The organism is Pseudomonas tremae (assembly GCF_023278125.1).
Lineage (GTDB): Bacteria > Pseudomonadota > Gammaproteobacteria > Pseudomonadales > Pseudomonadaceae > Aquipseudomonas > Aquipseudomonas tremae.
In genome coordinates, this window is the sequence record NZ_CP066270.1 from 4,933,049 (window position 1) to 4,957,333 (window position 24,285).

The 24,285-nt window shown below is 54.2% G+C and carries 13 protein-coding genes and 3 pseudogenes; 6 read left to right on the forward strand and 10 right to left on the reverse strand.

What is annotated here, in order from left to right; translation table 11 throughout:
* Positions 1-176: 176 nt before the first annotated feature.
* Positions 177-2,114 carry a hypothetical protein gene (locus I9H09_RS22245; protein WP_236502545.1) on the reverse strand — a complete coding sequence of 646 codons (1,938 nt, stop codon included), beginning with the start codon at positions 2,112-2,114 and terminating at the stop codon, positions 177-179.
* A 9-nt stretch (positions 2,115-2,123) separates the two neighbouring features.
* The gene (locus tag I9H09_RS22250; RefSeq protein WP_248972581.1) at positions 2,124-4,439 is read right to left on the reverse strand and encodes a hypothetical protein; all 2,316 of its coding nucleotides are present in this window, start codon (positions 4,437-4,439) and stop codon (positions 2,124-2,126) included.
* A gap of 89 nt (positions 4,440-4,528) precedes the next feature.
* Between I9H09_RS22250 and I9H09_RS22255 the strand changes: the two genes are divergently transcribed.
* Positions 4,529-5,509, forward strand: coding sequence for an IS5 family transposase (locus I9H09_RS22255; RefSeq protein ID WP_105223850.1), 981 nt, complete (start codon positions 4,529-4,531; stop codon positions 5,507-5,509).
* On the opposite strand, the gene I9H09_RS22260 is transcribed toward I9H09_RS22255, so the two are convergent.
* From I9H09_RS22260 to I9H09_RS22275, 4 genes and pseudogenes are all read right to left on the reverse strand, one after another.
* Positions 5,506-5,826, reverse strand: coding sequence for a hypothetical protein (locus tag I9H09_RS22260; RefSeq protein WP_248972582.1), 321 nt, complete (start codon positions 5,824-5,826; stop codon positions 5,506-5,508). The two genes, I9H09_RS22255 and I9H09_RS22260, sit on opposite strands and share 4 nt — an antisense overlap.
* Before the next feature lie 310 nt (positions 5,827-6,136).
* Positions 6,137-6,367 carry a transposase gene (locus I9H09_RS22265; protein ID WP_428847122.1) on the reverse strand — a complete coding sequence of 77 codons (231 nt, stop codon included), beginning with the start codon at positions 6,365-6,367 and terminating at the stop codon, positions 6,137-6,139.
* Positions 6,309-7,470, reverse strand: a protein-coding gene (locus tag I9H09_RS22270) for an IS3 family transposase (protein ID WP_248943741.1) whose coding sequence is annotated in 2 segments (ribosomal slippage) — positions 6,309-7,212 and positions 7,211-7,470 — 1,164 coding nt in all. Because the reading frame shifts where the segments join, the coding sequence is not laid out codon by codon here. The genes I9H09_RS22265 and I9H09_RS22270 overlap by 59 nt, the downstream gene beginning before the upstream one ends.
* 66 nt (positions 7,471-7,536) lie before the next feature.
* Positions 7,537-8,185 (reverse strand): annotated as a pseudogene (locus I9H09_RS22275) (IS5 family transposase); the annotation flags it as partial.
* 131 nt (positions 8,186-8,316) lie between these two features.
* Here I9H09_RS22275 and I9H09_RS22280 point away from each other — a divergent pair.
* From I9H09_RS22280 to I9H09_RS22300, 5 genes and pseudogenes are all read left to right on the forward strand, one after another.
* A pseudogene (locus tag I9H09_RS22280) lies at positions 8,317-8,700 on the forward strand (AAA family ATPase); the annotation flags it as partial.
* Positions 8,697-9,333, forward strand: a pseudogene (locus tag I9H09_RS22285) (retron system putative HNH endonuclease); the annotation flags it as partial. The pseudogenes I9H09_RS22280 and I9H09_RS22285, both read left to right, overlap by 4 nt.
* Positions 9,334-9,637: 304 nt before the next feature.
* Entirely contained in the window at positions 9,638-10,987 is a 1,350-nt protein-coding gene (locus I9H09_RS22290; RefSeq protein ID WP_024668742.1) for a GntT/GntP/DsdX family permease, read from the forward strand.
* Positions 10,988-11,848 carry a MurR/RpiR family transcriptional regulator gene (locus I9H09_RS22295; protein ID WP_122312612.1) on the forward strand — a complete coding sequence of 287 codons (861 nt, stop codon included), beginning with the start codon at positions 10,988-10,990 and terminating at the stop codon, positions 11,846-11,848.
* 3 nt (positions 11,849-11,851) lie between these two features.
* Complete coding sequence (locus I9H09_RS22300; RefSeq protein ID WP_122347000.1) at positions 11,852-13,327, forward strand: N-acyl-D-amino-acid deacylase family protein; 1,476 nt, start codon at positions 11,852-11,854, stop codon at positions 13,325-13,327.
* A 59-nt stretch (positions 13,328-13,386) separates the two neighbouring features.
* Here I9H09_RS22300 and hemE read toward each other — a convergent pair whose 3' ends face one another.
* The 4 genes from hemE to gltB form a co-directional block, all read right to left on the reverse strand.
* Complete coding sequence (gene hemE, locus I9H09_RS22305) at positions 13,387-14,451, reverse strand: uroporphyrinogen decarboxylase (RefSeq protein WP_005888228.1); 1,065 nt, start codon at positions 14,449-14,451, stop codon at positions 13,387-13,389.
* Positions 14,452-14,608: 157 nt separating this feature from the next.
* Positions 14,609-17,833 (reverse strand): dermonecrotic toxin domain-containing protein, encoded by a 3,225-nt coding sequence (locus I9H09_RS22310; protein ID WP_236502320.1) that lies wholly within the window; start codon positions 17,831-17,833, stop codon positions 14,609-14,611.
* A gap of 284 nt (positions 17,834-18,117) precedes the next feature.
* Positions 18,118-19,536 carry an FAD-dependent oxidoreductase gene (locus I9H09_RS22315; RefSeq protein ID WP_024690763.1) on the reverse strand — a complete coding sequence of 473 codons (1,419 nt, stop codon included), beginning with the start codon at positions 19,534-19,536 and terminating at the stop codon, positions 18,118-18,120.
* Between the two features lie 121 nt (positions 19,537-19,657).
* Complete coding sequence (gene gltB / locus I9H09_RS22320; RefSeq protein WP_122347001.1) at positions 19,658-24,103, reverse strand: glutamate synthase large subunit; 4,446 nt, start codon at positions 24,101-24,103, stop codon at positions 19,658-19,660.
* Positions 24,104-24,285: the final 182 nt, after the last annotated feature.

Sequence of the window (24,285 nt, forward strand, 5' to 3'; positions counted from 1 at the left end):
CCGCTCACAAGACTTTCAGACAGACACTAGATCTTGAAAATTTTCTGACGCACCGGCCGGGAGCGGGAGCATAAGCATCAGTCAATAACCACCCTTTCGGGCATATCTAGAAAATACAAGCTGATAAGACTCCTTTATATGTAATACTCTCGGTCTGATTAAAAAGCGCGGAGACCCTATGCCACTACATAAAGCGCACGCTGGATTTCAGTTATTTTGAATTTTGCCAATGCGAACTCAAGGAGTCGTACAAAGCATTTGCTAAATTCAGACTCCTCACTTTCAGCATTATTGAAATCCAACGAACTTACCAGAAGGGCTGGGGTCACAGGATGTTCCCCGAAAATTGAGTAGGTATCAGAGTGGAAGTGCCGAGTTCTTTCCTTCATATCGCTAGTAGGATTAATTATCACAAGAGCCACAGAATTATTTAACCCTGTATCCTTTTGATGAATACCATGAATATACTTCATGGTCAAGTCAGGTAAATAATCTAAGAACGCCTTCTCGTTACGGGTATATTTAGCATCCAAAATTATAGACTTCTTATTTTTCTCACTATCTTTAATATTGATCACGAAATCAGGTGTGCGTCGTGAGAAGGTATGCCGATTACCTCTTTTTCCTTTGGCAAAATCGTCAACTTGATTAGCTGCATATTTATGCTTTCCTACCTTGCTCTTAGTCCAACCCTCACTATTTATCTCGAAAGCATTGGTTGCTTCAATATGACCAGCGGTCCAATAATGGGGTTCGTATAATAGGTCTATACTAAGACCTTTCCATGAGTATTGAAATTTTGCAAGATCGTCAGAGTTCCTGGCTTCCTCTAGAGGCATGCCAGAAACTCCAAATACTTTTTCCATTTTCGAACGAACTAGGAATAGACAATAGTACTCAAACAACTTGGAGATAGAAGTTATAGAAAGAAGCTCCTCTGTTGCACTCCAATCAGGTTTTCCAAAGCGAAGTAGTTCAATCATCTTAAAAAAAATTTCTCGATAACTATGATTTACTTTTGCCTTTGGGGTTAGACGTGGGATTCCAAGGGCGTGACGTGCCACGGGTAAATGTTTTCGAAGTCGCGCCAAAATAGTCGATAATCTGGCATCCAACGACTCACACTTATCTATTTTATTACGATTTATGATGGCTGAATATTTGTTTATCTGAGTGAAAAATGAGGAATACCCCTTTGGAGTCTCTTTGGGAACAACAATTTTCCTGTCCTGCATAGAGGACAATATGCTTTTTACAGCAAATTTTAATTGACTTGCATACCCATGTACGACTTGGTTTTCATAGCAGTCTGTTTTTCGGTCGACGAAAGTTTCTTGGATTTTGTTGGCGGTATAATGTAGACCATCAATCTCTAATGTTGAATCATAGGGATTATCAGTTTCATATAGTTCGTTAAGATTATCACTAATCCAAGCGACAGTTTTATCGTCAACTACGGACTGTCTGCTTGGAACAATAAGCCTTGTTTTTTCTATAATCTTGGTCAGTGGGTTGGATATTATCCTTCCAATCATTTGTTCCAGCTGAATTACGTTTCGTTCGATCCTGTCTAGATATTGTTTCTCCGCAGATCCATCATCATGTATAAATCCAGAGCGGAGTCTAGTGACCCGAAACACACTTGCTATTAGATTTGGGTCCTGTGATGCCAAAAAACCGATCATCGCGTCGACTCTATGAGCGTTTTCGGCTTTCGCCAAAACTTCGATTTCTTGATACTCGATTACTGTTGTGCCACTTAGCGAAATCGAGCTTTTATCATGGTAGCCTTCTATGTATAACTCTTCCTCATCCAGCAAAATGTCAAGAGTCGCAAGCCCGTAGTAGTTTTGAAAAAAACAGTTATAACGGTACTCACCAAACCCAGGATTCCATTCATAGGTCCATTCATCGCCATTTTGCTGCTCACTGGTTGCATGCATCTGAATTTCATGAAGTACAAGACGCGGCCTCGCCCTGTAACTCAGTGTCGCTGAGAACTTGATGACATCATCTTCACGAATCTGGGGGCGCGGTCGTACTTCATCACTTACAGGATGAAGGAGCGCAACTTCTCCCTTTCGAGAACCGGACAAAAATTCGAGCTTTAACATAATTAACACCTAGAAGAATGAATATGAATCCATCATTTCATCACCACGTTCAATTATTGAGTTAAGAAGGTGGCGTGATATTTCATAATTACATTCTCCTAGTTTTTGATGGAGCTGATTCAAACGTTCCCTATATCCCTTGCCAAAACCATTGATCATCGGGAGTACATGTTGAGCTATGGCAAAATCCATAGGTTGATAGCGCTGATACAAAAGCTCGTTTGCTGTTTTGCAGTATTTATGAATTGCCTGTGTTTTACGTGGACTAATATGAATTGGTGCTGCTCGATTATGAGCGGAAGAAAGTGTTGTGATGATTGATTTAAGATTATTTTCTTCAGTGTCGCTTAAGGCAAAGCTCAGATCTATGGGATTGAATGCATTATTCAAATTAGAAAACGGCAGGGCTCCATCAAACTCATTTTCTCCTAACGTCTCCAAGGGTAATGTAAACTGACCATGGTTCAGAGATATAACAGGTGCTCTATCGATCAGTCGAGGAGATAGTCGCTCTGTTGTTTCATCACTGTTTATGGTTGCTATAAATCTTAAGCTCTGAGGAATTCTCAAATGCTGCTGATCAGCATCTTGAATCCCCAGATTTATTCTGTTTCCTGACTTGTTAAATGTATCACTCAGTGTCAGAAAGTCGCTCCAATAGTGCTCTATACTTGAAAGATTGGCTTCATCGAGTAATACCATATTTAGAAAGTCGTTCGACAGCTCTGTGCTGGTGATTTCTGCGGCTCGCAAAAACTCGTATAGGCCAGACCTGGACGGCTGATATATATTTTTGAGTCCATTCCAGAAGCCAAGCAAGTCGCGGTTGGATGCCCATCCTTTACCTACAGGAATATTTATAAATCGGTTTATGATTTCTAATTCGCTTTCGCTCTGGTTTACCAGCTCTAGATGCTTAGCAAGACGAGTAACTGTAGAGGTCTTACCTGTACCAGGTGGACCAGAAAGAACAGTTAGGAATGATTGCATTACGCTTATGACTAAGTTTCCAACCTCGTCGAAATGGAACTGCCTACCATCTTCAACCTCCAGTTTTTTCCTTAGTGCCTCTATGAAGTCGCCACGGTTATGTTCGTCCAATACCGCTTTTGAGGTTTTCGGAAAATATGGTTTTATGGTTTGCGTCTGCGTCACTCTCTGGCCACTGAGGATCTGACTGATGGTTTTATGTTCAAGCATTACATTGCTTAAATCGGGTGACGATAGATATGCAGTTTGGCGTTGTACTAGTTTTTCCGTGTCATACTGTTGGCGCTTGACGGCCTCGAGTTGATTTTCACGTTCCTTCAACGTGAACTGAATCCCTTGAATTTCTTTTGGTAATTTGAGATTCTCTACTAGCTCTGCAAACTCATCAGTCTTCAGCTTTAAGTCGCCATCAAGCTGTTCCTTTTGCTCTTCCAACTTTCTTATATCATCTCTCAGCTCTTCCTGTCCTTTTAACGACTCTTCTTTAATTTGTGCCGCCGTCTTTTTCTTAATCTCCTCTATTTCCCTCTCTGAAATAAGCTTCTGCTCCAAAACCTTTTTTTCTTCTGCCTTGAACTCTTGCTTTTTCTGATCGATTTCGGCATTGAGCTTTGATAACTCTAAGTCTATTCGTTCTTTTTGCTCTTCTAAGCGTTTCCTGAGCTCTTCGCCTTTATCCTTCAGCAGGACGTCCCGATTTTCGCGCACAAACTTTTCTAAAAATTCTTTTCCATTACTAGTATTATTTAAATAACTATCGATAATATCTAAACCAATACCTTCCGAACTTAAATAACTGTCCAAGATCTCTTTTAGCCTACTAAGCCTGTCGTTATTCTCAACAGCCTTTTGAGTCTTTTTATATGCTTCTACCGCAGCTTTCAGCTTATTTGCTTCTGTTCGAGATAAAGTGTTTTTATCATTTTTCCCAAAACCGTTTCTTGTATAGTAGGTTATTAGACCTGCGTCAGAAATATAGTCTTTGACGTCGTGCTCGATATGTTTTGCCCGCTCCAATGACGACAGAAAGTTTCTTATTGTGCCATTCAAGCTTATGCTTATGAGTATTCCTGCTCCTGCTAGGTCGGCCTCGGAAAACTGAGCTATATTATGTGTTTGGAGAGAAAGAGGTGTGCTCACCGTAACTGGCGAAACAGACCAACTAGTTCCATTATGTTGTGCCGAAAACGGGCCATTGATGAAACCATCTGACCTAATCATGAAGTGACTGTGAGTGAGACTTACGCTCGGAATCAAATCCACGGTTCCAGTGCTGACATCAGGCATATCCATGTCGATTACTGGTAAATAACTACTTTTTTCTAATGGTCTCACTAAATTCCCGAAAGAAATGTACCTTTGGAATCTCCGAACAAGTCTTCAAATGTGCTGAAATACGCCTGACCACCTGATCCGAGCCGCCCATGAGCCAGATGAGCTTTTCCGATTTCGAATATGCCGGTAAGCGCAAGCAGACACGCCGCGAACGCTTCCTCGCCGAGATGGATCAGGTCGTGCCCTGGACAGGTCTACTGGGCCTGATCGAGCCGTTCTACCCCAAGGCCGGCGGAGGCAGAAAACCTTATCCTCTGGAAACCATGCTGCGCATTCATCTGTTGCAGAACTGGTTCTCCCTGAGCGACCCGGCCATGGAAGAAGCGCTCTACGAAATCACGCCCATGCGCCAGTTTGCACGCCTGACCTTGAGCGCCCCGATACCTGAAGACACCACGATCATGAACTTCCGGCACCTGCTGGAAAAGCATCAACTGGCCCCTGCGATCCTCGCGGTCATCAACGGTTATCTGCAAGAGAAAGGCCTGTCCCTGCGCCAGGGCACCATCGTCGATGCCACCATCATTCATGCCCCTTGCTCGACCAAGAACGAGGAAGGAAAGCGTGATCCCGAGATGCATCAGACGAAGAAAGGTAACCAATACTTCTTCGGGATGAAGGCGCATATCGGCGCCGATGCGGAGTCGGGCCTGGTTCATCATGTTCATGGCACTGCGGCCAATGTGGCCGATGTCACGCAGGTCGCCGAACTGCTCCACGGCGAAGAAAACGCGGTGTATGCAGACGCGGGATACACCGGTGTCGAGAAGCGTGAAGAGCATGAAAATCGTGAGGTCATCTGGCAAATCGCTGCGCGGCGCAGCACGTATTCCAGGCTCAATAAACGCAGCGTGCTCTACAAGGCCAAGCGCAAGATCGAGTACTGCAAAGCTCAGACACGGGCCAAGGTCGAGCATCCGTTTCGCGTAATCAAGCGTCAGTTTGGCTACGTGAAAGTGCGCTTTCGTGGGCTGATGAAAAACACAGCTCAGCTGACCACGCTGTTCGCCCTGTCGAATCTGTGGATGGCTCGAAAACAGCTGATGGGTATGGGTGAGTTGCGCGTTTAACACGGAAAACCGGGCGGAAACGCCCTCAACGCGCGCTGCATCAGGCCATTTTCAGCAAATAGCGCTGGGTGCCGGGCAAATTGCGACTCGCCGCCGCTGCGCAGCAAGTTGATCGGAGCATCCCTTTGTTTAGATGTGGTAGTTTTCCAATCGTCCCGGTCTGTTTCGTTCCAGCTGGATATGACGAACAGCTCGTCCTCCCTGTATGACTCATCAATTTTTACTTGGTAATCATCTGCGATAAATAGTTTATTTCCGTTCTCAAACTCGTCTTGATAAACTGCTCTAGGCTGATTTCCATCCTCTTCAATTATCAAGGGAATTACCACTCCCGTATTCCCTTGAAAGTGAGAGTGGGATTTAATTACGATTAATCGTGACATCATCTATCCTGCATGAGTTAAAAGTTTTAGTATTATTTTCTAAGCTATATCTTTTAAGACATTTGCATTTCCTTATGCTTCAGATTAAGTCACAATTTTAGTTGTTTTTTGCCCAATGCATCAGTACCACTGTGGGTTCAATTGGCCATATTCATGATTGTGCCTTGATATCACGCAAAACCGTCCCTGTCAAAACCACTTTTTACAAACGACTGAGCGAACAGCTACGTCAAATTTGACGCTCCTAGGGTTTGTCTGAAATGTCAGCCCGCAAGCATCTTTCGATGTAAACCAGTGTGATCATCGCTTTAAAGCTACTTGCCAGCTTGTCGTAACGCGTACAGATCCGACGCTTTTCCTTGAGCCATCTGAACAACCGCTCAGTAACGTTGCGTTTTTTGTACTGAGTGTAGTGGTCAACTGATCCCGGACACGACGTTAAGTTTTTTCTCGTACTGAGCGGGTGCCAGTCCATTATTGAACTGGTGTGGCCGAACCCAGTTGTAGCGATGCATCAGATAATGACTGATATCCCGCTGTGCCTCTTGGGCCGTCATGTAGCCCACGGCGGGTATCCACTCGGTTTTCAAGCTGCGGAATACACGCTCCATCGGCGAGTTGTCGTAGCAATTACCTCGGCGACTCATGCTCTGGCGCATGCGGTATCGCCAAAGCCGCTGGCGAAACTGTCGGCTCCCATATTGGGAGCCCTGATCTGAGTGAAACAGCAGGCCCTGAGGCTTGCCGCGTTGCTCATAAGCCATGTCCAGCGCCTTGATGACCAAGTCCGTGTCCGGTTTGTTTGAAAACGCCCAGCCCACCACCCGACGCGCATAAAGATCCATAACCACCGCCAGGTAATGCCATTTTCCTTGCGCCCAGATGTAGGTGATGTCGCCACACCAAACCTGATTGGGCGCGGGTACATCGAACTGCCGATTCAAAATGTTCGGAATGTCAGGCCTCTCCACTGTTGCTTTTTTATAAGCATGAGAGCCAGGTTGCTTGCTGATTAATCCCAGTTCCCGCATCAGGCCACGTACCTTGAACCGGCCAATTTGCTCGCCATCTTCCTGCAATACCGAAACGATACTGCGGCTGCCAGCAGCGCTTCGACTTTGCCCGAACAGCTCATTGACTCGACTGAGTAAACGAACCCGCTCGGTGTCTGGAGCCCGACGCCGCTGGCAATGGTCGTAGTAGCACGAGCGAGGTGTCTCGAACATCTCGCACAGCAATTCGATCGGCTCATGGGCACCTAGCTGATCGATCAGCGCAAGCGCTCGTGTTCTTCCGACATCAAGAGCGCGGTAGCCTTTTTAAAATGGATTTCTCCCGCTCAAGACGAGCGATGCGCGCTTCCAGCTCCTGAATTTTCTGCTGCTCGGGCGTCAGGGCTTTGCTCTGAGGCGTCACGCCATTGCGCTCCTGCTGGAGCTGGCTAACCCAGCGACGCAGCGCAGACTCGACCACTCCAAGCGAGCGAGAAGCTTCGACATGGCTATAACCTTGATCGAGCACGAGGCCTGCGGCCTCACGTTTGAATTCAGCGGAGAAGGTACGGCGTTGCTTGGTCATCAGACACCTCTATATCTGGCGATATTCTCGCCTAAATGAGTGTCCGGAATCATTAGACCACTACAGAGGCCCGTCAAACAGCCGAGGCAGGCCAGGTCGAGGCTTGCATCTTGCGCAGAGGAATCACCGGCTGCATGCCGTAGCGATCGCAGTACTGACGCAAGATCTGGCTATCATAACTCTTGTCGGTAAGCACATAACGGCAACGCTTGCGTGGGCGACCTTCGTACCAGGAAGGCTGATCTGATCCAGCAACGGCTTGAAGTAGCACGAGTCAGCCTGTTCGCCAAGCGACAGCATGATGGCCAGCGGGAAGCCATGGCTTTTGCAGGCGAGGTGTGTTTTGGTAGTCAGCCCGCCCCGGCTTCGGCCGAGACAGTGGTGTGGCGGTTCCTGCGGGCCCCCTTTTTTCCAGCGCCGTTGGCTGCCCGGGTGGCCTGGATTGATGTGGAATCGACCATCCAAGTGTCCATATCGATGAAACCGTCTTCTCGCAAACGAAGATGAAGGTGGCGCAGCACCTGCTCAAACGTGCCGTTATCACGCCATTGCCTGAAACGCTGGTAAACGGTCTTCCAAGGCCCGAAACGTTCTGGAAGATCCTGCCATTTGGCACCAGAGTACAAAATCCAGAAGTCCCATTAAGCATCTGATGATCATCGCGCCTTGGTCGCCCCATGATGCGTTGAGAAGGGGAAACAATGGCTTTAATGATCGCCCAGCGCTCAGATTAAATTTCATAACGATCAGTCATGATGGCTCTCTTGGCAACCAGAGAACATTATTTTAACCAAGGCGACTTTTCAGACAGACACTAGAACGCTTTCAGAAAATATCTAGAAATGGCTCCATCCCGGCTGGCAACGCAGCATTGCACCAGCGCTGAAAAAAGCGTTTCCCAGTGTCCAGTTCATTGCCGCCAACCACTCACCTCAAGTCATTGGCTGCCTGCAACCGGGTGAGATAATCCTGCTAAACAACGGCAACAGCTCTCACCCTCGAGCAACCTACGGACTGGATTCCAGCAACATTCTGGAAGAGGTCGTGGGTGTGTCGCAGCGCGAACCTAAAATTGAAACGTTGCTCAACGAGCTATTCAGCACGCTGGAAAACAACGAGTCTGAAAAAGCCAGACTGCAGCTTGATGCGCTAAAGAAGAAAGCGCCTGATCTACCCGAGTTCGCGGGGGCCGAAGCACTGCTCAAGCGCAAGGAGCTCATTGGCCGATGAGACGCATCATCAAAGGAATTGAACCTGCGCCTTTCATCGAATGGAAAGCCCGCGCAAATGAAGACTGGAAGCCTGCTTATCCAACCTTGCAGAACCCGCAAAAGCGCGAACTGCATGACGACCTGCTGCACGAGCAGAACTTCTCATGCTGCTATTACGGCAGAGAGATAGACCTTGATAACAGCCATATCGGACACTTCAGGCCGCAGGAGGGTTACCTGCTACTCGCGCTTGAATACAGCAATCTTCATACGTCATGTTTGCGGAAAACGAAGCTAGGCAATCCATTGCACTGCGGTCATTACAAGAGCAACTGGTTCGATGAGAGCCTACACATTTCCCCCTATGGAAGAAAATTGCGAGCAACGGTTCCGCTATCTGCTGACAGGAAAAACTCAAAGCTATCCAGAAAATCTTCCCGCCGCAACAATGATCGAAAAGCTTGCACTCGACATTGTCTACCTGACAAAACGACGCTAGGAAGCCACCACCGGTTTTTTTGACGAGCAGTTCATATCCAGCGTCAGTGAAGCTGAGCTAACGCCGATCATAAACAGTTTGCGCTCGGAGGGTGCCTGCAATCAGATCACCTTTGGCCATGTCATTGCACGTTATGCGGAGCAGCTATTGGCCCCGTTGACAAACCATCCTGGAAACCATGGTCAGAAAAGACGCTATGTAAGCCCTTGGTGCTGTTACTGGAAACATCGAATAAGAAAATTATTTTCACATATTTTTTTTATATCCAGTTTTCGTGTAATTTATTTTCATCACGAAAACAGAGATAACAATAATGAATACCTGTGATCGCCCTGAAACCTGCCTGTATTCTTTACCAGCGTCATCCCTGCCGAGTACTCCCGGGCTGCCTCCTGGCTGACGGTTTCCGCCGTTGCTGTTGCGCCCTCGCCTACCTACTTTGCAAGGAACCGCTGCTATGTCGCCGTCACCCGGTATTTCGCTGTTGGTCTACGCTGCTGTCGCAATCATTGCCTTGATCGTGCTGATCGCGCGTTATCGCCTTAACCCTTTTATCGTGATTACCCTTGTTTCAGTCGGTCTGGCGCTGGTTGCCGGGATGCCGGCCAGTGGCGTGGTCGCCTCTTATGAAGCGGGGGTCGGCAAAACGCTGGGGCATATCGCGCTGGTCGTGGCGCTGGGTACCATGCTGGGCAAGATGATGGCCGAATCCGGCGGTGCCGAGCAGGTGGCTCGCACCCTGATTGACCGCTTTGGTGAACGCAATGCGCATTGGGCCATGGTCTGCATCGCTTTCCTGGTGGGCCTGCCGCTGTTTTTCGAAGTCGGTTTTGTGTTGCTGGTGCCCATCGCCTTCACCGTAGCCCGCCGCGTCGGGGTGTCGATTCTGATGGTCGGCCTGCCGATGGTCGCCGGTCTGTCGGTCGTACACGCGCTAGTGCCGCCCCACCCCGCAGCGATGCTGGCCGTTCAGGCTTATCAGGCGTCGGTCGGGCAGACGCTGTTCTATGCCATTCTGATCGGCATACCCACCGCCATCATCGCAGGCCCGGTGTACGCCAGATTCATTGTGCCGCGCATTCATTTGCCGACTGAAAACCCGATGGCGAAGCAATTCCTCGACCGCGAACCTCGGGCAAAACTGCCCAGCTTCGGCCTGACCATGACGACCATCCTGCTGCCAGTGCTGCTGATGTTACTGGGCGGTTGGGCCAACCTGATCAGCACGCCGGGCAGCGCCTTCAATGGTTTTCTGCTGTTCATCGGCAACTCGGTGATCGCCCTGCTGCTGGCCACTTTGCTGAGCTTCTGGACGCTGGGCATCGCTCAGGGATTCAATCGCGACTCGATTCTGAAATTCACCAATGAGTGCCTGGCACCTACCGCCAGTATCACCTTACTGGTCGGCGCAGGTGGCGGTTTGAACCGTATTCTGGTCGACAGCGGTGTGACTCATCAAATCGTTGGCCTGGCGCAGGACTTCCATCTGTCGCCCTTGCTGATGGGCTGGTTGTTCGCGGCGCTCATGCGTATTGCTACGGGTTCAGCCACAGTGGCGATGACCACTGCGTCCGGCATCGTGGCACCGGTGGCGATGGGCTTGGGTTATCCGCATCCCGAGTTGCTGGTACTGGCCACAGGCGCAGGCTCGGTGATCTTTTCCCACGTCAACGACGGCGGTTTCTGGCTTATCAAAGAGTACTTCAACATGACCGTAGCGCAAACATTCAAGACCTGGACGGTACTGGAGACGCTGATTTCCATCATCGCCTTTGCCTTTACCCTGGGCCTGGCACAGGTGCTCTGAGTGGACATTCTGTACCAGATACGTGCCCGCCAGGATTCACTCAGCGCGGGTGAAAGCCGGATCGCCAAGCTGGTGCTCAGCGATATCGCCTTTGCTGCAAGTGCCAGCCTGGATGAGCTGGCCTGCCGCGCCGAAGTCAGCAGCGCCACGCTGTCGCGCTTCGCCCGCAGCATTGGTTGCCGTGACCTGCGCGACCTGCGTCTGCAACTCGCCCAGGCCAGCGGCGTTGGCAGCCGCTTTCTGCACCCGGAACAGGCTCCGGAGCAGTCGGCTTTTTTCACTCAGATTGTCGGCGACATTGAAGACACACTGCGTCGGCACCTCGCCGGGTTTGATGCATCGCGCTTTGCGGCAGCGGTAGCGTGTGTCGCCGATGCGCGGATGATTCATACGTTCGGCGTGGGCGGCTGCTCAAGCCTGTGCAGCGAAGAACTGCAAACCCGGCTGGTGCGTCTGGGCTACCCGGTGGCTGCCTGCCGCGACCCGGTAATGATGCGCATGATAGCCGCCACGCTTGGTCCGCAGCACAGCTTGATTGTCTGTTCGCTCAGCGGCCGCACACCAGAGCTGCTCGACGCGGTTAGCCTGGCGCGCAGCTATGGCGCACGCGTGCTGGCCATCACCTTGCCTGACTCGCCCTTGGCGCAACTGGCAGAGGTGGTATTGCCGCTGCAGATTGCTGAAACCAATTTCATCTATAAACCCACCGCAGCGCGCTACGGCATGCTGCTGACAATCGATGTGCTCGCCACTGAACTGGCGTTGCTGAGCCCTGAAGAAAATCAGGAGCGGCTGCGCCGGATCAAGCTTGCACTGGATGAATACCGAGGCGGCGAAGACGGCTTGCCGCTGGGAGACTGAACCATGCTTTATGACCTGATCATTCGCGACGCGCTGGTCATCGACGGCAGTGACACGCCCGGCATGCGCGCCGATGTGGCAATCAACGATGGACGCATCCAGCGCATCGGCAACCTGAACGGTGCCAGCGCGCGCGAAGAAGTCCATGCTGCGGGTCGTGTGCTGGCCCCCGGTTTTATCGATGTCCACACCCATGACGACACGGTGGTCATTCGCAAACCGGACATGCTGCCCAAGATCAGCCAGGGCGTGACGACGGTTATCGTAGGCAACTGCGGAATCAGCGCATCACCTGTCTCGCTACGCGGTGATCCGCCCGACCCGATGAACTTGTTGGGCAACGCGCGTGCCTTTGTCTACCCGCGTTTCGCCGATTACCGCGCAGCTGTGGACAACGCACGGCCTGCCGTGAACGTAGCTGCGCTGGTTGGCCATACGGCATTGCGCAGCAATCACATGGACGACTTGTTGCGCAGCGCCAGCGCGGAAGAAATCACCGCGATGCGCAAACAGTTGCGTGACAGTCTGGAAGAAGGCGCGTTGGGTTTGTCGACCGGCCTTGCCTATGCTTCGGCCTTTGCTGCCGAAACCAGTGAAGTCAAACAGCTGGCTGAAGAGCTGACAGCCTTTGGCGCTGTTTACACCACGCATTTGCGCAGCGAATTCGAGCCGGTGCTGGAAGCGATGGCCGAGGCGTTCGATATAGGCCGCCATGCACGCTCGCCGGTGGTCATTTCCCACATGAAATGCGCTGGCGCAGGTAACTGGGGCCGCAGCCCGCAATTGCTGGCTGCGCTGGAAAAAGCCGCAGAGAACCATCCGGTTGGCTGCGACTGTTATCCCTATGCGGCCAGTTCCTCGACGCTGGACCTCAAACAGGTCACCGATGCTTTCCGTATCACCATTACCTGGTCAACGCCGCACCCGGACCAAGGCGGTCGGGACCTGCAGGACATTGCCGCCGACTGGGGGCTGTCACTGATGGACACCGCGCGCAAGTTACAGCCTGCAGGGGCGGTTTATTACGGAATGGATGAGGGGGACGTCGAACGCATTCTGTCTCATCCGCTGTCGATGATCGGCTCCGATGGCCTTCCGGAAGACCCGTTTCCACATCCTCGCCTATGGGGCGCGTTCCCGCGCGTGCTCGGCCATTTCAGCCGGGACAAAGGCCTGTTTGCGCTGCACACCGCCGTACACAAAATGACCGGTCTTTCGGCGGCGCGCTTTGCCTTGCACGAGCGTGGCTTGATCCGGGAGGGTTATTGGGCGGATCTGGTGTTGTTCAACCCGAAAACCGTGCGCGACATCGCGGATTTCAAAGACCCTCAGCGAGCGGCACAAGGCATTGACGGCGTCTGGGTAAACGGCCAGTTGAGCTATGCCGACGGCAAACCGCAAGGGCAGCGACAAGGCAGGTTCCTGCCGCGCAATGGTTCATTGGTGGATGGCTTCGCGGGTGCAAAAACGCCGACTTGATCGTCGGCGCTGAAGAGGATCGATGTGTATTGGTGTATAGACACATCGGCAACACGCGGTTACTGGTGATACTGCGCCGACAACTCGTGTACCGCTTCGATGAACGCGCCAGCGTTGGCCGGGTCGACTTCCGGGGTGATGCCGTGGCCGAGGTTGAAGACGTGGCCCGTGCCGCTGCCGTAGCTGGCGAGGATGCGCGCGACTTCCTTGCGGATGGCTTCAGGGCGGGCGTAGAGCACCGTCGGGTCCATGTTGCCTTGCAGCGAAACCTTGTTGCCTACACGCTGCCGTGCTTCGCCGATATCGCAGGTCCAGTCCAGGCCAAGGGTGTCTGCACCAATGTCGGCGATGCTTTCCAGCCACAGCCCACCGCCTTTGGTGAAGACGATGACTGGCACCTTGCGCCCGTCATGTTCGCGAATCAGGCCGTTGACGATCTTGCGCATGTAGGCCAGCGAAAACTCTTGATAAGCCGCTGATGACAGGCTGCCGCCCCAACTGTCGAAAATCTGCACGGCCTGGGCACCGGCCATGATCTGGCCGTTCAGGTACGAGGTCACCGACTGCGCCAGTTTGTCCAGCAGCAGGTGCATGGCCTGCGGGTTGTCGTAGAGCATGGCCTTGGATTTGCGGAAGTCCTTCGACGAACCGCCTTCGACCATGTAGGTCGCCAGGGTCCAGGGGCTGCCAGCAAAACCGATCAGCGGCACACGACCGTTGAGTTCACGGCGAATAGTGCTGACGGCGTCCATCACATAACCCAGGTCCTTCTGCGCATCCGGGACCGGCAGGGCTTCGATATCGGCCAGGGTGCTGACGGTTTTCTTGAAACGCGGGCCTTCGCCGGTCTCGAAATACAGACCCAGGCCCATCGCGTCGGGAATGGTGAGGATGTCGGAGAACAGAATCGCCGCATCAAGCGGGTAGCGATCCAGCGGCTGCAACGTGACTTCACAGGCGAACTGCGGGTTCTTGCACAGGCTCATGAAGTCCCCGGCACTGGCACGACTGGCGCGGTATTCCGGCAGGTAACGCCCAGCCTGACGCATCATCCATACCGGCGTGACGTCTACGGGTTGCTTGAGCAAAGCGCGAAGGAAACGGTCGTTCTTCAGGGCAGTCATGTCGGCATCCGCAATAAAAGTGCCGGCATTTTCTCAGAGCACGACGCAAAAGGCACGGCGAGAGCCGTGCCTTTTGTCTATTGGCGCGATTTGTCGCAATAATTGACCTTTAATGACCGCTTCGCCTGCTCCGGAAAAACACCGGCCAGCTGCTTCATCAATGAGGGTCCAAAATGCTGTGGACTTTCAAAACCCCTTTTTTTGGTGGCTCGAACATCAAGCGCCAGGCGCCACGCCCTGTACTTTTGCCAACGCCGGGCAGGTCCAGCGAGTAAAGCCCTGCTTTCGATGGATGCAGACTGCCCTTACCTTCCAGGCGGTACTTTTCAACGGCTTTTTTGACGACCGGTATCAGATCGTCCTGGATGTTTTTCTGGGCTTTCTTGAAAGCGCTGCTCTCGAAGAATCCACTCATGTCCAGTTCGAACAGTTTTTTCCCCGTGCTTATGTCCGGCGAACTTGTGTCACTCCCCGAGCCACTGTCGGACTTCTTCGCTTTGGAGCCCTTCTTGCCACCGCGCAGTCCTACCGACACCTGCACCCAGCTACCCTTTTCGTCGAAGCGGATCGGCACCTGATAGTACGCATCTGGACGTCTGGCATCGATCACTCGCCAGGTAGCGACATCGGTGTCGTACCTGACCGCATAGGTCTTGCCCTGCTGCACCGCATAAAAACGACTGGCAGCACCTTCCTGAACCTTTTCGTGGACACCTTTGTAAATCCCGTCTTCACGCAGGTTCAGTCCACGAGGCGCTCTGGAGACGGCAATCTTCGGATCAAGTGCCGCGCGGCCAACTGCAATTGCTGTCGGTGATTTGACCCGGCGGCTTGTCGGAACAATCAAGCCATCAGCCAGCAACAGCGCCGCCTGGACAAAATACAACGAGGCACCTTTCTCATCACCGCCAGCCTTCTGGACGCCTTGCCAGATGGCGTAAAAGCTTCGGATCGCGGCAATCGGCAACCTGACCCTGAACGGCGCGAAAGCAAGCACGATGTCGCCGAAGGTTTTAGCAATTTCCCAGGCACTCTCCCAGTTGGTCTCCCAGGTGCTTGTGGTTTGTTCGTCTACGGCAGAAATGACACGCTCGACCTCAAAATCATAAATGGCCTCAAGAAAACTCCCGTTACACGGCAGCAACTCCATCGATAGAGCATCCCGACCGGCCGTCAACGCGCGCCTGATATCGGCTCGGGATGCCAGATGCGCCCTGCTGACCAGATAGTCCAGCAAAGCAGGCTCGAGGAGTACCTGATTCAGAAACTCCTCAGCGCTGCTTATTTCCCGAAAACACAGGCCATCAGGCGCCTGCGGAGTAAAAACGACTACCGTCACCACGCTAGCACGCGACTCGACGCTGAATACCAGAATCCCGCCCAATGGAATGCCATCGATGGACAACTGGCTGACCTGGATGCGATGCCCCTCCACTGCCTCCCGCTCGTCGTTATCGACCGGGTGATTCAGTGCCGCCATTACCCACTTGTAGCCTCTGTTGGCCAGTTCCTCGGGCAGACCGCCATCACCCAGAAAATCACCAGCCATTTTCGCTTCGATCGCATCCAGACGCATCTGGGCTTGCATGGCCCGCGCATAACACTCCCGGTGCCATTGACCAGAGGCGGAGGTCGAGAGGACGGTCCTCAGGAAATTCGAATAGTCTTCGCCGATGTTCAAATCACGAATCATTGCGAACAGATAGCCTGCATTCAAAAAGCTGAGCCGTTGCCCCTGACTGTCAAACGCATGGCTTGCGAGAAGGAAATTGAGGTTGGTGACAGCAAGGTTTTTCAGGGATAGATCAGTGAGGCTGCGTGACTCGGTCACGTATTGCGGCTCCAGCTCCGAAGGACCTGCAAAACCGAAATCGATATCCACCACAGTGTCCGGATCAATTTCGACACTGTAGGTGTGGACACTGATTTCGTCAGGGTCCACCGCTACACCGTGATCGAGCATGATTCGCTCTTTCAGTTTTTCACGCACATATTTTCGTAGCTGCTCTGGCTGACCGTGCAGGGAAGGGTCGAGCAGATCAGGCGTCTGTGCTTCGAGCAACGCCATGCTGTAATCATGTACCGCCGTCTTCCAGTTGCGCTTATCGGCGTCGGTTGCGTTCGCAAACCAGTCGGGCAAAAAACCGGTATCGATTTCAGTTGGTTTCTCGGGGTCGAACCAGCCTTGGTTTTCATTAATCGCCTGCCGGGTCAAAAGGCTGCGGAAACCTTTTATATCCTGCTCGAACTGCAGCCCCAACAGCGCGCGTTCGTCATCCTTCAATTGCGAACTGATTGCCAGATAGAAACTGTCGGTGCCCTCTTTGAATTCGGTGATCTCGCGATTACTCGCATCCTGTGCGCGATAATTACCGTAGCCGTCATGCAGCAATACAATCTGGGTTTCATCCGTCCTGGCAGCTACATATGCCTCCTTGTCGACTTCGACGATAACGAGTTCACGCCGCAATTCGCTCGCCAACAGCTCACTTGCAACCTTGTAGGCCAGTTCATGTGTATACGAATTGAAAAACCGGGTTCGTGACAGGCCATCAATCGCCAGACTGCTACTCCATTCTTTCGAGGAAATAGTCATCGCCTCAACGAAAGCATCCGGCAAAATGCCGTTTTCCAGGAAGTCAGTCTCCTGTTCCTCTGACAGTTTCATATGATCCAGCAGATCTTCAAGACGTCCGAGCGGCACGTCGGGGGTCAGTGCGTTGAGTATGCTCAGGACTGGAGAGCGCTCAGCCTGCCCGCGCTTCCAAAGCGGTAGAAATGGATTGGGCGGCCTGATCAGCGATTGGCTCTTGAAAGCGAAGTCAGCAGCCAGAAAGGCGTCGAAAAACAAAGGCCGCTGCGCTCGCGCCAGCCCGGCAACCTGCTCACGCAGGGTCACGATTCGGCCGGGCACACTGTTGCTTCCAGGGAAGTTGCCACCCGTGCCCAAGGTACAACCGGGTGGAAGCTGGCTGAACACCAGATGCAACAGCGGCTCTTCATCGGCGATGGAAACACCATCAGGCGCGATATACGTATCGTCAGCGCTTTGCGTCAATACGACGGTCTGTCGAGCAACGCTTTTATCGTTGCCTTTCAAATACAGCGCCAGCACTTCGTCGTTTTCGCTCTGAACCCGGAGCATCAGGTCAGCAGGCCATTCCGGCATTTGAACCAGCAAGGCAAACAGTGCGCCGTCATCGCCGTCAGGGAAGTAATTCTTTTCCGGGAAGTGCTCAATGAACTGATCAACGAATCGGTCCGCACGCTCGCGAGCACGATGCTCGCGAATGGCAAGGGTGCTGGGCGTGAACCGATGTGATCCAGCGTCCAGTTGATCATAGGACCGGGCCAGCTTGCCCGCAGGTGCTGCTCTCGACATGGCTATTTCCTTATAGCGACATGGATGGCGGGAGCGTCGGTATGTCGATGAGCCCCCGATGAGGGCGCGAGAGTAAGCGCTTTCCAGAAGCATCAGCAGAGGGCAGAAACCAGCGGTAACGCATCGGCTGTCGTACCTGCTTCAGCAGGTCATGACCGGAATCAAGGGAAGGGGATGAAACCTCGAGAAGCCGCCCCTGGCAGGGCGGCAAAACTCAACGAACGGCATGTTTGAGGACTGAGTCAGGGTTATTTCAAGAAGTCACAACTCAGCCTTATCGTCACTCAGACGCCCAGATAATCCATGATCCCTTCAGCCGCATTGCGGCCTTCGAAAATCGCAGTCACCACCAGGTCGGACCCGCGAACCATATCGCCGCCAGCGAAGATTTTCGGGTTGCTGGTCTGGTGCTTGTACTGCGCCTGTTCAGGAGCAACGACGCGCCCCTGGCTGTCGGTGCTGATTGTGAAGGGTTCGAACCACGCGGCTGGGCTTGGGCGGAAGCCGAAAGCGATGACCACTGCGTCTGCCGGAATGATCTCTTCAGAACCCGGAATCGGCTCGGGGCTGCGACGGCCACGGGCGTCGGGCTCGCCAAGACGCGTCTCGACGACCTTGACCCCTTCGACCTTGCCATTGCCAACGATGGCGATAGGCTGACGGTTGTAGAGGAAGCGTACGCCTTCTTCCTTGGCGTTTTTAACTTCCTTGCGCGAGCCAGGCATGTTTTCTTCGTCGCGACGGTAGGCGCAGGTCACCGACTTGGCACCCTGACGAATCGAGGTACGGTTGCAGTCCATCGCCGTGTCGCCACCGCCCAGTACCACAACCCGCTTGCCTTTCATGTCGACAAAATCTTCCGGCGCCTTTTCAAAGCCCAGGTTGCGGTTGACGTTGGCGATCAGGAAGTCGAGTGCATCGTGGACGCCCGGCAGGTCTTCACCGGCAAAACCGCCTTTCATGTAGGTGTAGGTGCCCATGCCCATGAACACTGCATCGTATTCTTCGAGCAGTTGGTCGATGGTGATGTCCTTGCCGATTTCGGTGTTGAGTCGAAACTCGATGCCCATGTCGGTGAACACTTCGCGGCGATGGCTGAGCACGGACTTTTCAAGCTTGAATTCTGGGATGCCAAAGGTCAGCAGACCACCGATTTCCGGGTTCTTGTCGAACACCACGGGGGTCACGCCACCGCGCACCAGCACGTCTGCACAGCCCAGGCCTGCAGGCCCGGCACCGATGATGGCCACACGTTTGCCGGTCGGCACGACGCGCGACATGTCCGGACGCCAGCCCATGGCGAATGCGGTGTCGGTGATGTACTTCTCGACCGAACCGATGGTGACTGCACCAAAACCGTCGTTCAGCGTGCAGGCGCCTTCACACAGGCGGTCCTGGGGGCACACGCGGCCGCAGACTTCCGGCAGGGTGTTGGTCTGGTGGGACAACTCCGCCGCCGCGAGAATATTGCCCTCGGCGACCAGCTTGAGCCAGTTGGGAATGAAATTGTGCACCGGGCACTTCCACTCGCAATAAGGATTGCCGCACCCCAGGCAACGGTGCGCCTGATCGGCGGACTGCTGGGGTTTGAAAGGTTCATAGATTTCCACGAACTCTTTCTTGCGTTGACGCAGCAGTTTCTTCTTCGGGTCTTTACGCCCGACGTCGATGAACTGGAAGTCGTTACTGAGACGTTCAGCCATTCTCTGGAGCCTCTTTACAGCCGCTTCAAGCTACGCACTTGAAGCAGCAAAAATCATGATCGCAGGCAATACGCGCACTGCCGTTGGCTTGCGGCCTGCAACAGGCCGCTAGCAGCTGCTTTTATTGCGGATTCGCACGGGTACTGGAGAGCAGCGATTTCAGGTTGGCCGCCTTGGGCTTGACCAGCCAGAAGCGACGCAGGTAGTCGTCCAGGTTTTCTGCCAGATTGCGACCCCACTCACTGTCGGTCTCCGCCACATACTCGTTCAGAACGCTCTGCAGGTGAGTGCGATAGGCTTCCATCGACTCGCCGCTGATGCGCTGGATCTCCACCAGCTCGTGGTTGACGAGGTCAACGAAGGTGTTGTCCTGGTCGAGCACATAAGCGAAACCGCCGGTCATGCCGGAACCGAAGTTGTAACCGGTCTTGCCCAATACGCAGACGAAACCGCCAGTCATGTATTCGCAGCAGTGGTCGCCGGTGCCTTCCACAACCGTGTGCGCACCCGAGTTACGCACTGCGAAACGCTCGCCTGCCGTGCCCGCCGCAAACAGCTTGCCGCCGGTTGCGCCGTACAGGCAGGTGTTACCGATAATCGCGCTCTCGTTGGTCTTGAACGGGCTGCCCTTGGGCGGCACGATCACCAGTTTGCCAGCGGTCATGCCTTTACCGACGTAGTCGTTGGCATCGCCTTCCAGATACATGTTCAGGCCACCGGCGTTCCACACCCCGAAGCTCTGACCGGCAGTGCCTTTGAAGCGGAACGTGATCGGCGCCTTGCTCATGCCCTGATTGCCGTGCAGCCGGGCGATTTCGCCAGAAATCCGCGCGCCGATGGAACGGTCGCAGTTGCAGATGTCCAGTTCGTACTCGCCGCCACTGAGCGCTTCGATGGCCGGTTTGGCCAGCTCTACCATTTTCTCTGCCAGCAGCCCTTTGTCGAATGGCGGGTTGCGATCAACCAGGCTGAATTGTGGCTTGTCAGCCGGAATGTGATCGCTGCCCAGCAAAGGCGTGAGGTCCAGATGCTGCTGCTTCTCGGTTTCGCCCGGCAGAATGTCCAGCAGGTCGGTACGACCGATCAGCTCTTCCAGCGAGCGAACGCCCAGCTTGGCCAGCCACTCGCGGGTTTCTTCAGCCACATAAGTGAAGAAGTTGATCACCATGTCGACGGTGCCGATGTAGTGGTCCTTGCGCAGCTTTTCGTTCTGCGTCGCAACGCCGGTGGCGCAGTTGTTCAGGTGACAGATACGCAGGTATTTGCAGCCCAGTGCAATCATTGGCGCGGTGCCGAAGCCGAAGCTTTCAGCGCCGAGAATCGCCGCCTTGATCACGTCCAGACCCGTTTTCAGGCCACCGTCGGTCTGCACCCGGACCTTGCCGCGCAGGTCGTTGCCGCGCAGGGTCTGGTGGGTTTCCGCCAGGCCCAGTTCCCACGGCGCGCCAGCGTATTTGATGGAGGTCAGCGGCGATGCACCGGTGCCGCCGTCGTAGCCGGAAATGGTGATCAGGTCGGCATAGGCCTTGGCCACGCCTGCGGCAATGGTGCCGACGCCGGCTTCTGCCACCAGCTTGACCGAGACCAGCGCTGCCGGGTTGACCTGTTTCAGGTCGAAAATCAGCTGCGACAAGTCTTCGATGGAGTAGATATCGTGGTGCGGCGGCGGCGAAATCAGCGTCACGCCCGGTACGGCATAGCGCAACTTGGCGATCAGGCCATTGACCTTTCCGCCCGGCAGTTGCCCGCCCTCGCCAGGCTTGGCGCCTTGCGCGACCTTGATTTGCAATACGTCGGCATTGACCAGGTATTCAGGCGTGACACCAAAGCGGCCAGTGGCGATCTGCTTGATCTTGGAGCTGCGGATCGTGCCGTAGCGCGCAGGGTCTTCGCCGCCCTCACCGGAGTTGGAGCGTGCGCCCAGACGGTTCATCGCCTCGGCCAATGCTTCGTGAGCTTCAGGCGACAAGGCCCCCAGCGAAATACCGGCCGAGTCGAAGCGCTTGAGGATTTCGCTCAGTGGCTCGATTTCGTCGATGTTCAGCGGCTGGTCGAGGGGCCTGACCTGCAGCAAGTCACGGATCATCGACACCGGACGCTGATCCACCAGCGCGGTGTATTCCTTGAACTTGCTGTAGTCGCCCTGCTGCACAGCGGCCTGCAGGGTGCTCACCACGTCCGGGTTATAGGCGTGGTATTCGCCACCGTAGACGAACTTCAACAGACCGCCCTGCTGGATCGGCTTGCGCGGGCTCCAGGCTTCGGCCGCCAGCGCTTTCTGTTCGGCTTCGAGGTCGACGAAGCGCGCGCCTTTCAGACGGCTCGGCACACCACGGAAGCTGGTGTTGCAGACTTCCTCGGACAGGCCGATGGCTTCGAACAACTGCGCGCCACGATAGGACGCAACAGTCGAGATACCCATCTTCGACAGAATCTTGAGCAGGCCCTTGGTGATGCCTTTGCGGTAGTTCTTGAAGACTTCATACAGATCGCCCAGCACTTCGCCGGTACGGATCAGGTCGCCCAGCACTTCGTAGGCCAGGAACGGGTAGACCGCCGAAGCGCCGAAACCGATCAGCACAGCGAAGTGATGCGGGTCACGCGCCGTGGCGGTTTCGACCAGAATGTTGCTGTCACAACGCAGGCCCTGTTCAGTCAGGCGATGGTGAACAGCGCCGACTGCCAGCGAAGCGTGAACCGGCAGTTTGCCCGGCGCAATGTGGCGGTCGCTCAGCACAATCAGGGTGTGCCCAGAACGCACCGCTTCTTCGGCCTGATCGGCGACGTTGCGCACAGCGGCTTCAAGGCCCAGGCTTTCGTCGTAGTTCAGGTCGATGATGTGGCGCTCGAAACCCGGACGCTCGAGGTTCATCAGCGAACGCCATTTGGCCGGCGAAATGACCGGCGAGCTGAGGATCACGCGCGAAGCATGCTCTGGCGACTCCTGGAATATGTTGCGCTCGGCACCGAGGCAGATCTCCAGCGACATGACGATGGCTTCACGCAGCGGGTCGATCGGCGGGTTGGTGACCTGCGCGAACTGCTGTCGGAAGTAGTCGTAAGGCGAGCGCACACGGCGCGACAATACTGCCATCGGCGTGTCATCGCCCATCGAGCCCACGGCTTCCTGGCCCTGCTCACCCAATGGGCGCAGCACCTGATCACGCTCTTCGAACGTGACCTGATACATCTTCATGTACTGCTTGAGCTGCTCGCTGTCGTAGAAAGCCGAACCGTGGTCGTTGTCTTCCATGGTGGCCTGAATGCGCAGCGCATTCTTGCGCAGCCATTGCTTGTACGGATGACGCGACTTGAGGCGGTTGTCGATGGCATCGGTGTCGAGGATCTGCCCGGTTTCGGTGTCCACGGCGAAGATCTGCCCCGGACCGACACGGCCCTTGGCGATGACGTCTTCGGGCTTGTAGTCCCACACTCCGATTTCCGACGCGAGGGTGATGTAGCCATTCTTGGTCGTGACCCAGCGCGCCGGGCGCAGGCCATTGCGGTCGAGCAGGCAGACCGCATGACGACCTTCGGTCATCACAATGCCGGCCGGGCCGTCCCACGGCTCCATGTGCATGGAGTTGTATTCATAGAAGGCGCGTAGATCCGGGTCCATGGTCTCGACGTTCTGCCACGCAGGCGGAATGATCATGCGCACGCCACGGAACAGGTCGATGCCACCGGTAACCATCAGCTCGAGCATGTTGTCCATGCTCGACGAGTCGGAGCCCACGCGATTGACCAGCGGGCCGAGTTCGTCCAGCTCCATCAGGTCATTGGTGAACTTGGTGCGACGCGCCTGTGCCCAGTTGCGGTTGCCGGTGATGGTGTTGATCTCGCCATTGTGGGCCAGAAAGCGGAAAGGCTGGGCGAGCGGCCATTTCGGCAGGGTGTTGGTCGAAAAGCGCTGGTGAAACACGCAGATCGCGGTTTGCAGACGCTCGTCGCTAAGGTCCGGGAAAAAGGCCGTGAGATCGGCCGGCATCATCAGGCCTTTATAAATGATGGTCTTGTGCGAAAAGCTGCAGATGTAGTGGTCGGTGTCTGCGGCGTTGGACACCGATGAACGACGACGCGCGCTGAACAGCTTGATCGCGAATTCCTGATCGCTCAGGCCTTCACCACCGATATAGACCTGCTCGATTTTCGGCAGACGCTCCAGCGCCAGCTGACCCAGCACGCTGGTATCAATCGGTACCTGACGCCAGCCCACCAGCTCCAGGCCTTCGGCCAGGATCTCGCGGTTCATGTTTTCGCGCGCGGCCTCGGCTTTGGTGTCGTCCTGATTGAGGAACACCATGCCCACAGCGTATTGGCGGGGCAGATCGGCGCCAAAGTGTTCTTTGGCCATTGCGCGCAGGAAGCCATCGGGCTTCTGAATCAACAGACCGCAACCGTCGCCGGTCTTGCCGTCGGCATTGATACCGCCACGGTGGGTCATGCAGGTCAGGGCCTGAACGGCCGTCTGCAACAGGTGATGACTGGGCTCGCCCTGCATATGAGCGATCAGGCCGAAGCCGCAGTTATCCTTGAATTCATCTGGTTGGTACAGACCTGCTTTCATAGACACTTTCTCACCAGGCTGCCTCTTTAAGAGGCAAATTTCCTTTTAATTCAACCAATTACCTGTCACGCCGAACGTACGCCGGCTTCGGACAGGCAAAACGGAGGTCATTGTACACAGCGACACAAGGGCTAACAAATTTAGCGACGACTGGTTGATAATCAATGTCGCAATTATGAAAG

Bases quoted from the DNA above. Each gene is read 5' to 3' on its own strand.
- I9H09_RS22245 (WP_236502545.1), bottom strand. From the start codon at position 2,114: ATGTTAAAGCTCGAATTTTTGTCCGGTTCTCGAAAGGGAGAAGTTGCG.
- I9H09_RS22255 (WP_105223850.1), top strand. From the start codon at position 4,529: ATGAGCCAGATGAGCTTTTCCGATTTCGAATATGCCGGTAAGCGCAAG.
- I9H09_RS22265 (WP_428847122.1), bottom strand. From the start codon at position 6,367: ATGGACTGGCACCCGCTCAGTACGAGAAAAAACTTAACGTCGTGTCCG.
- I9H09_RS22290 (WP_024668742.1), top strand. From the start codon at position 9,638: ATGTCGCCGTCACCCGGTATTTCGCTGTTGGTCTACGCTGCTGTCGCA.
- I9H09_RS22300 (WP_122347000.1), top strand. From the start codon at position 11,852: ATGCTTTATGACCTGATCATTCGCGACGCGCTGGTCATCGACGGCAGT.
- hemE (WP_005888228.1), bottom strand. From the start codon at position 14,451: ATGACTGCCCTGAAGAACGACCGTTTCCTTCGCGCTTTGCTCAAGCAA.
- I9H09_RS22310 (WP_236502320.1), bottom strand. From the start codon at position 17,833: ATGTCGAGAGCAGCACCTGCGGGCAAGCTGGCCCGGTCCTATGATCAA.
- I9H09_RS22315 (WP_024690763.1), bottom strand. From the start codon at position 19,536: ATGGCTGAACGTCTCAGTAACGACTTCCAGTTCATCGACGTCGGGCGT.
- gltB (WP_122347001.1), bottom strand. From the start codon at position 24,103: ATGAAAGCAGGTCTGTACCAACCAGATGAATTCAAGGATAACTGCGGC.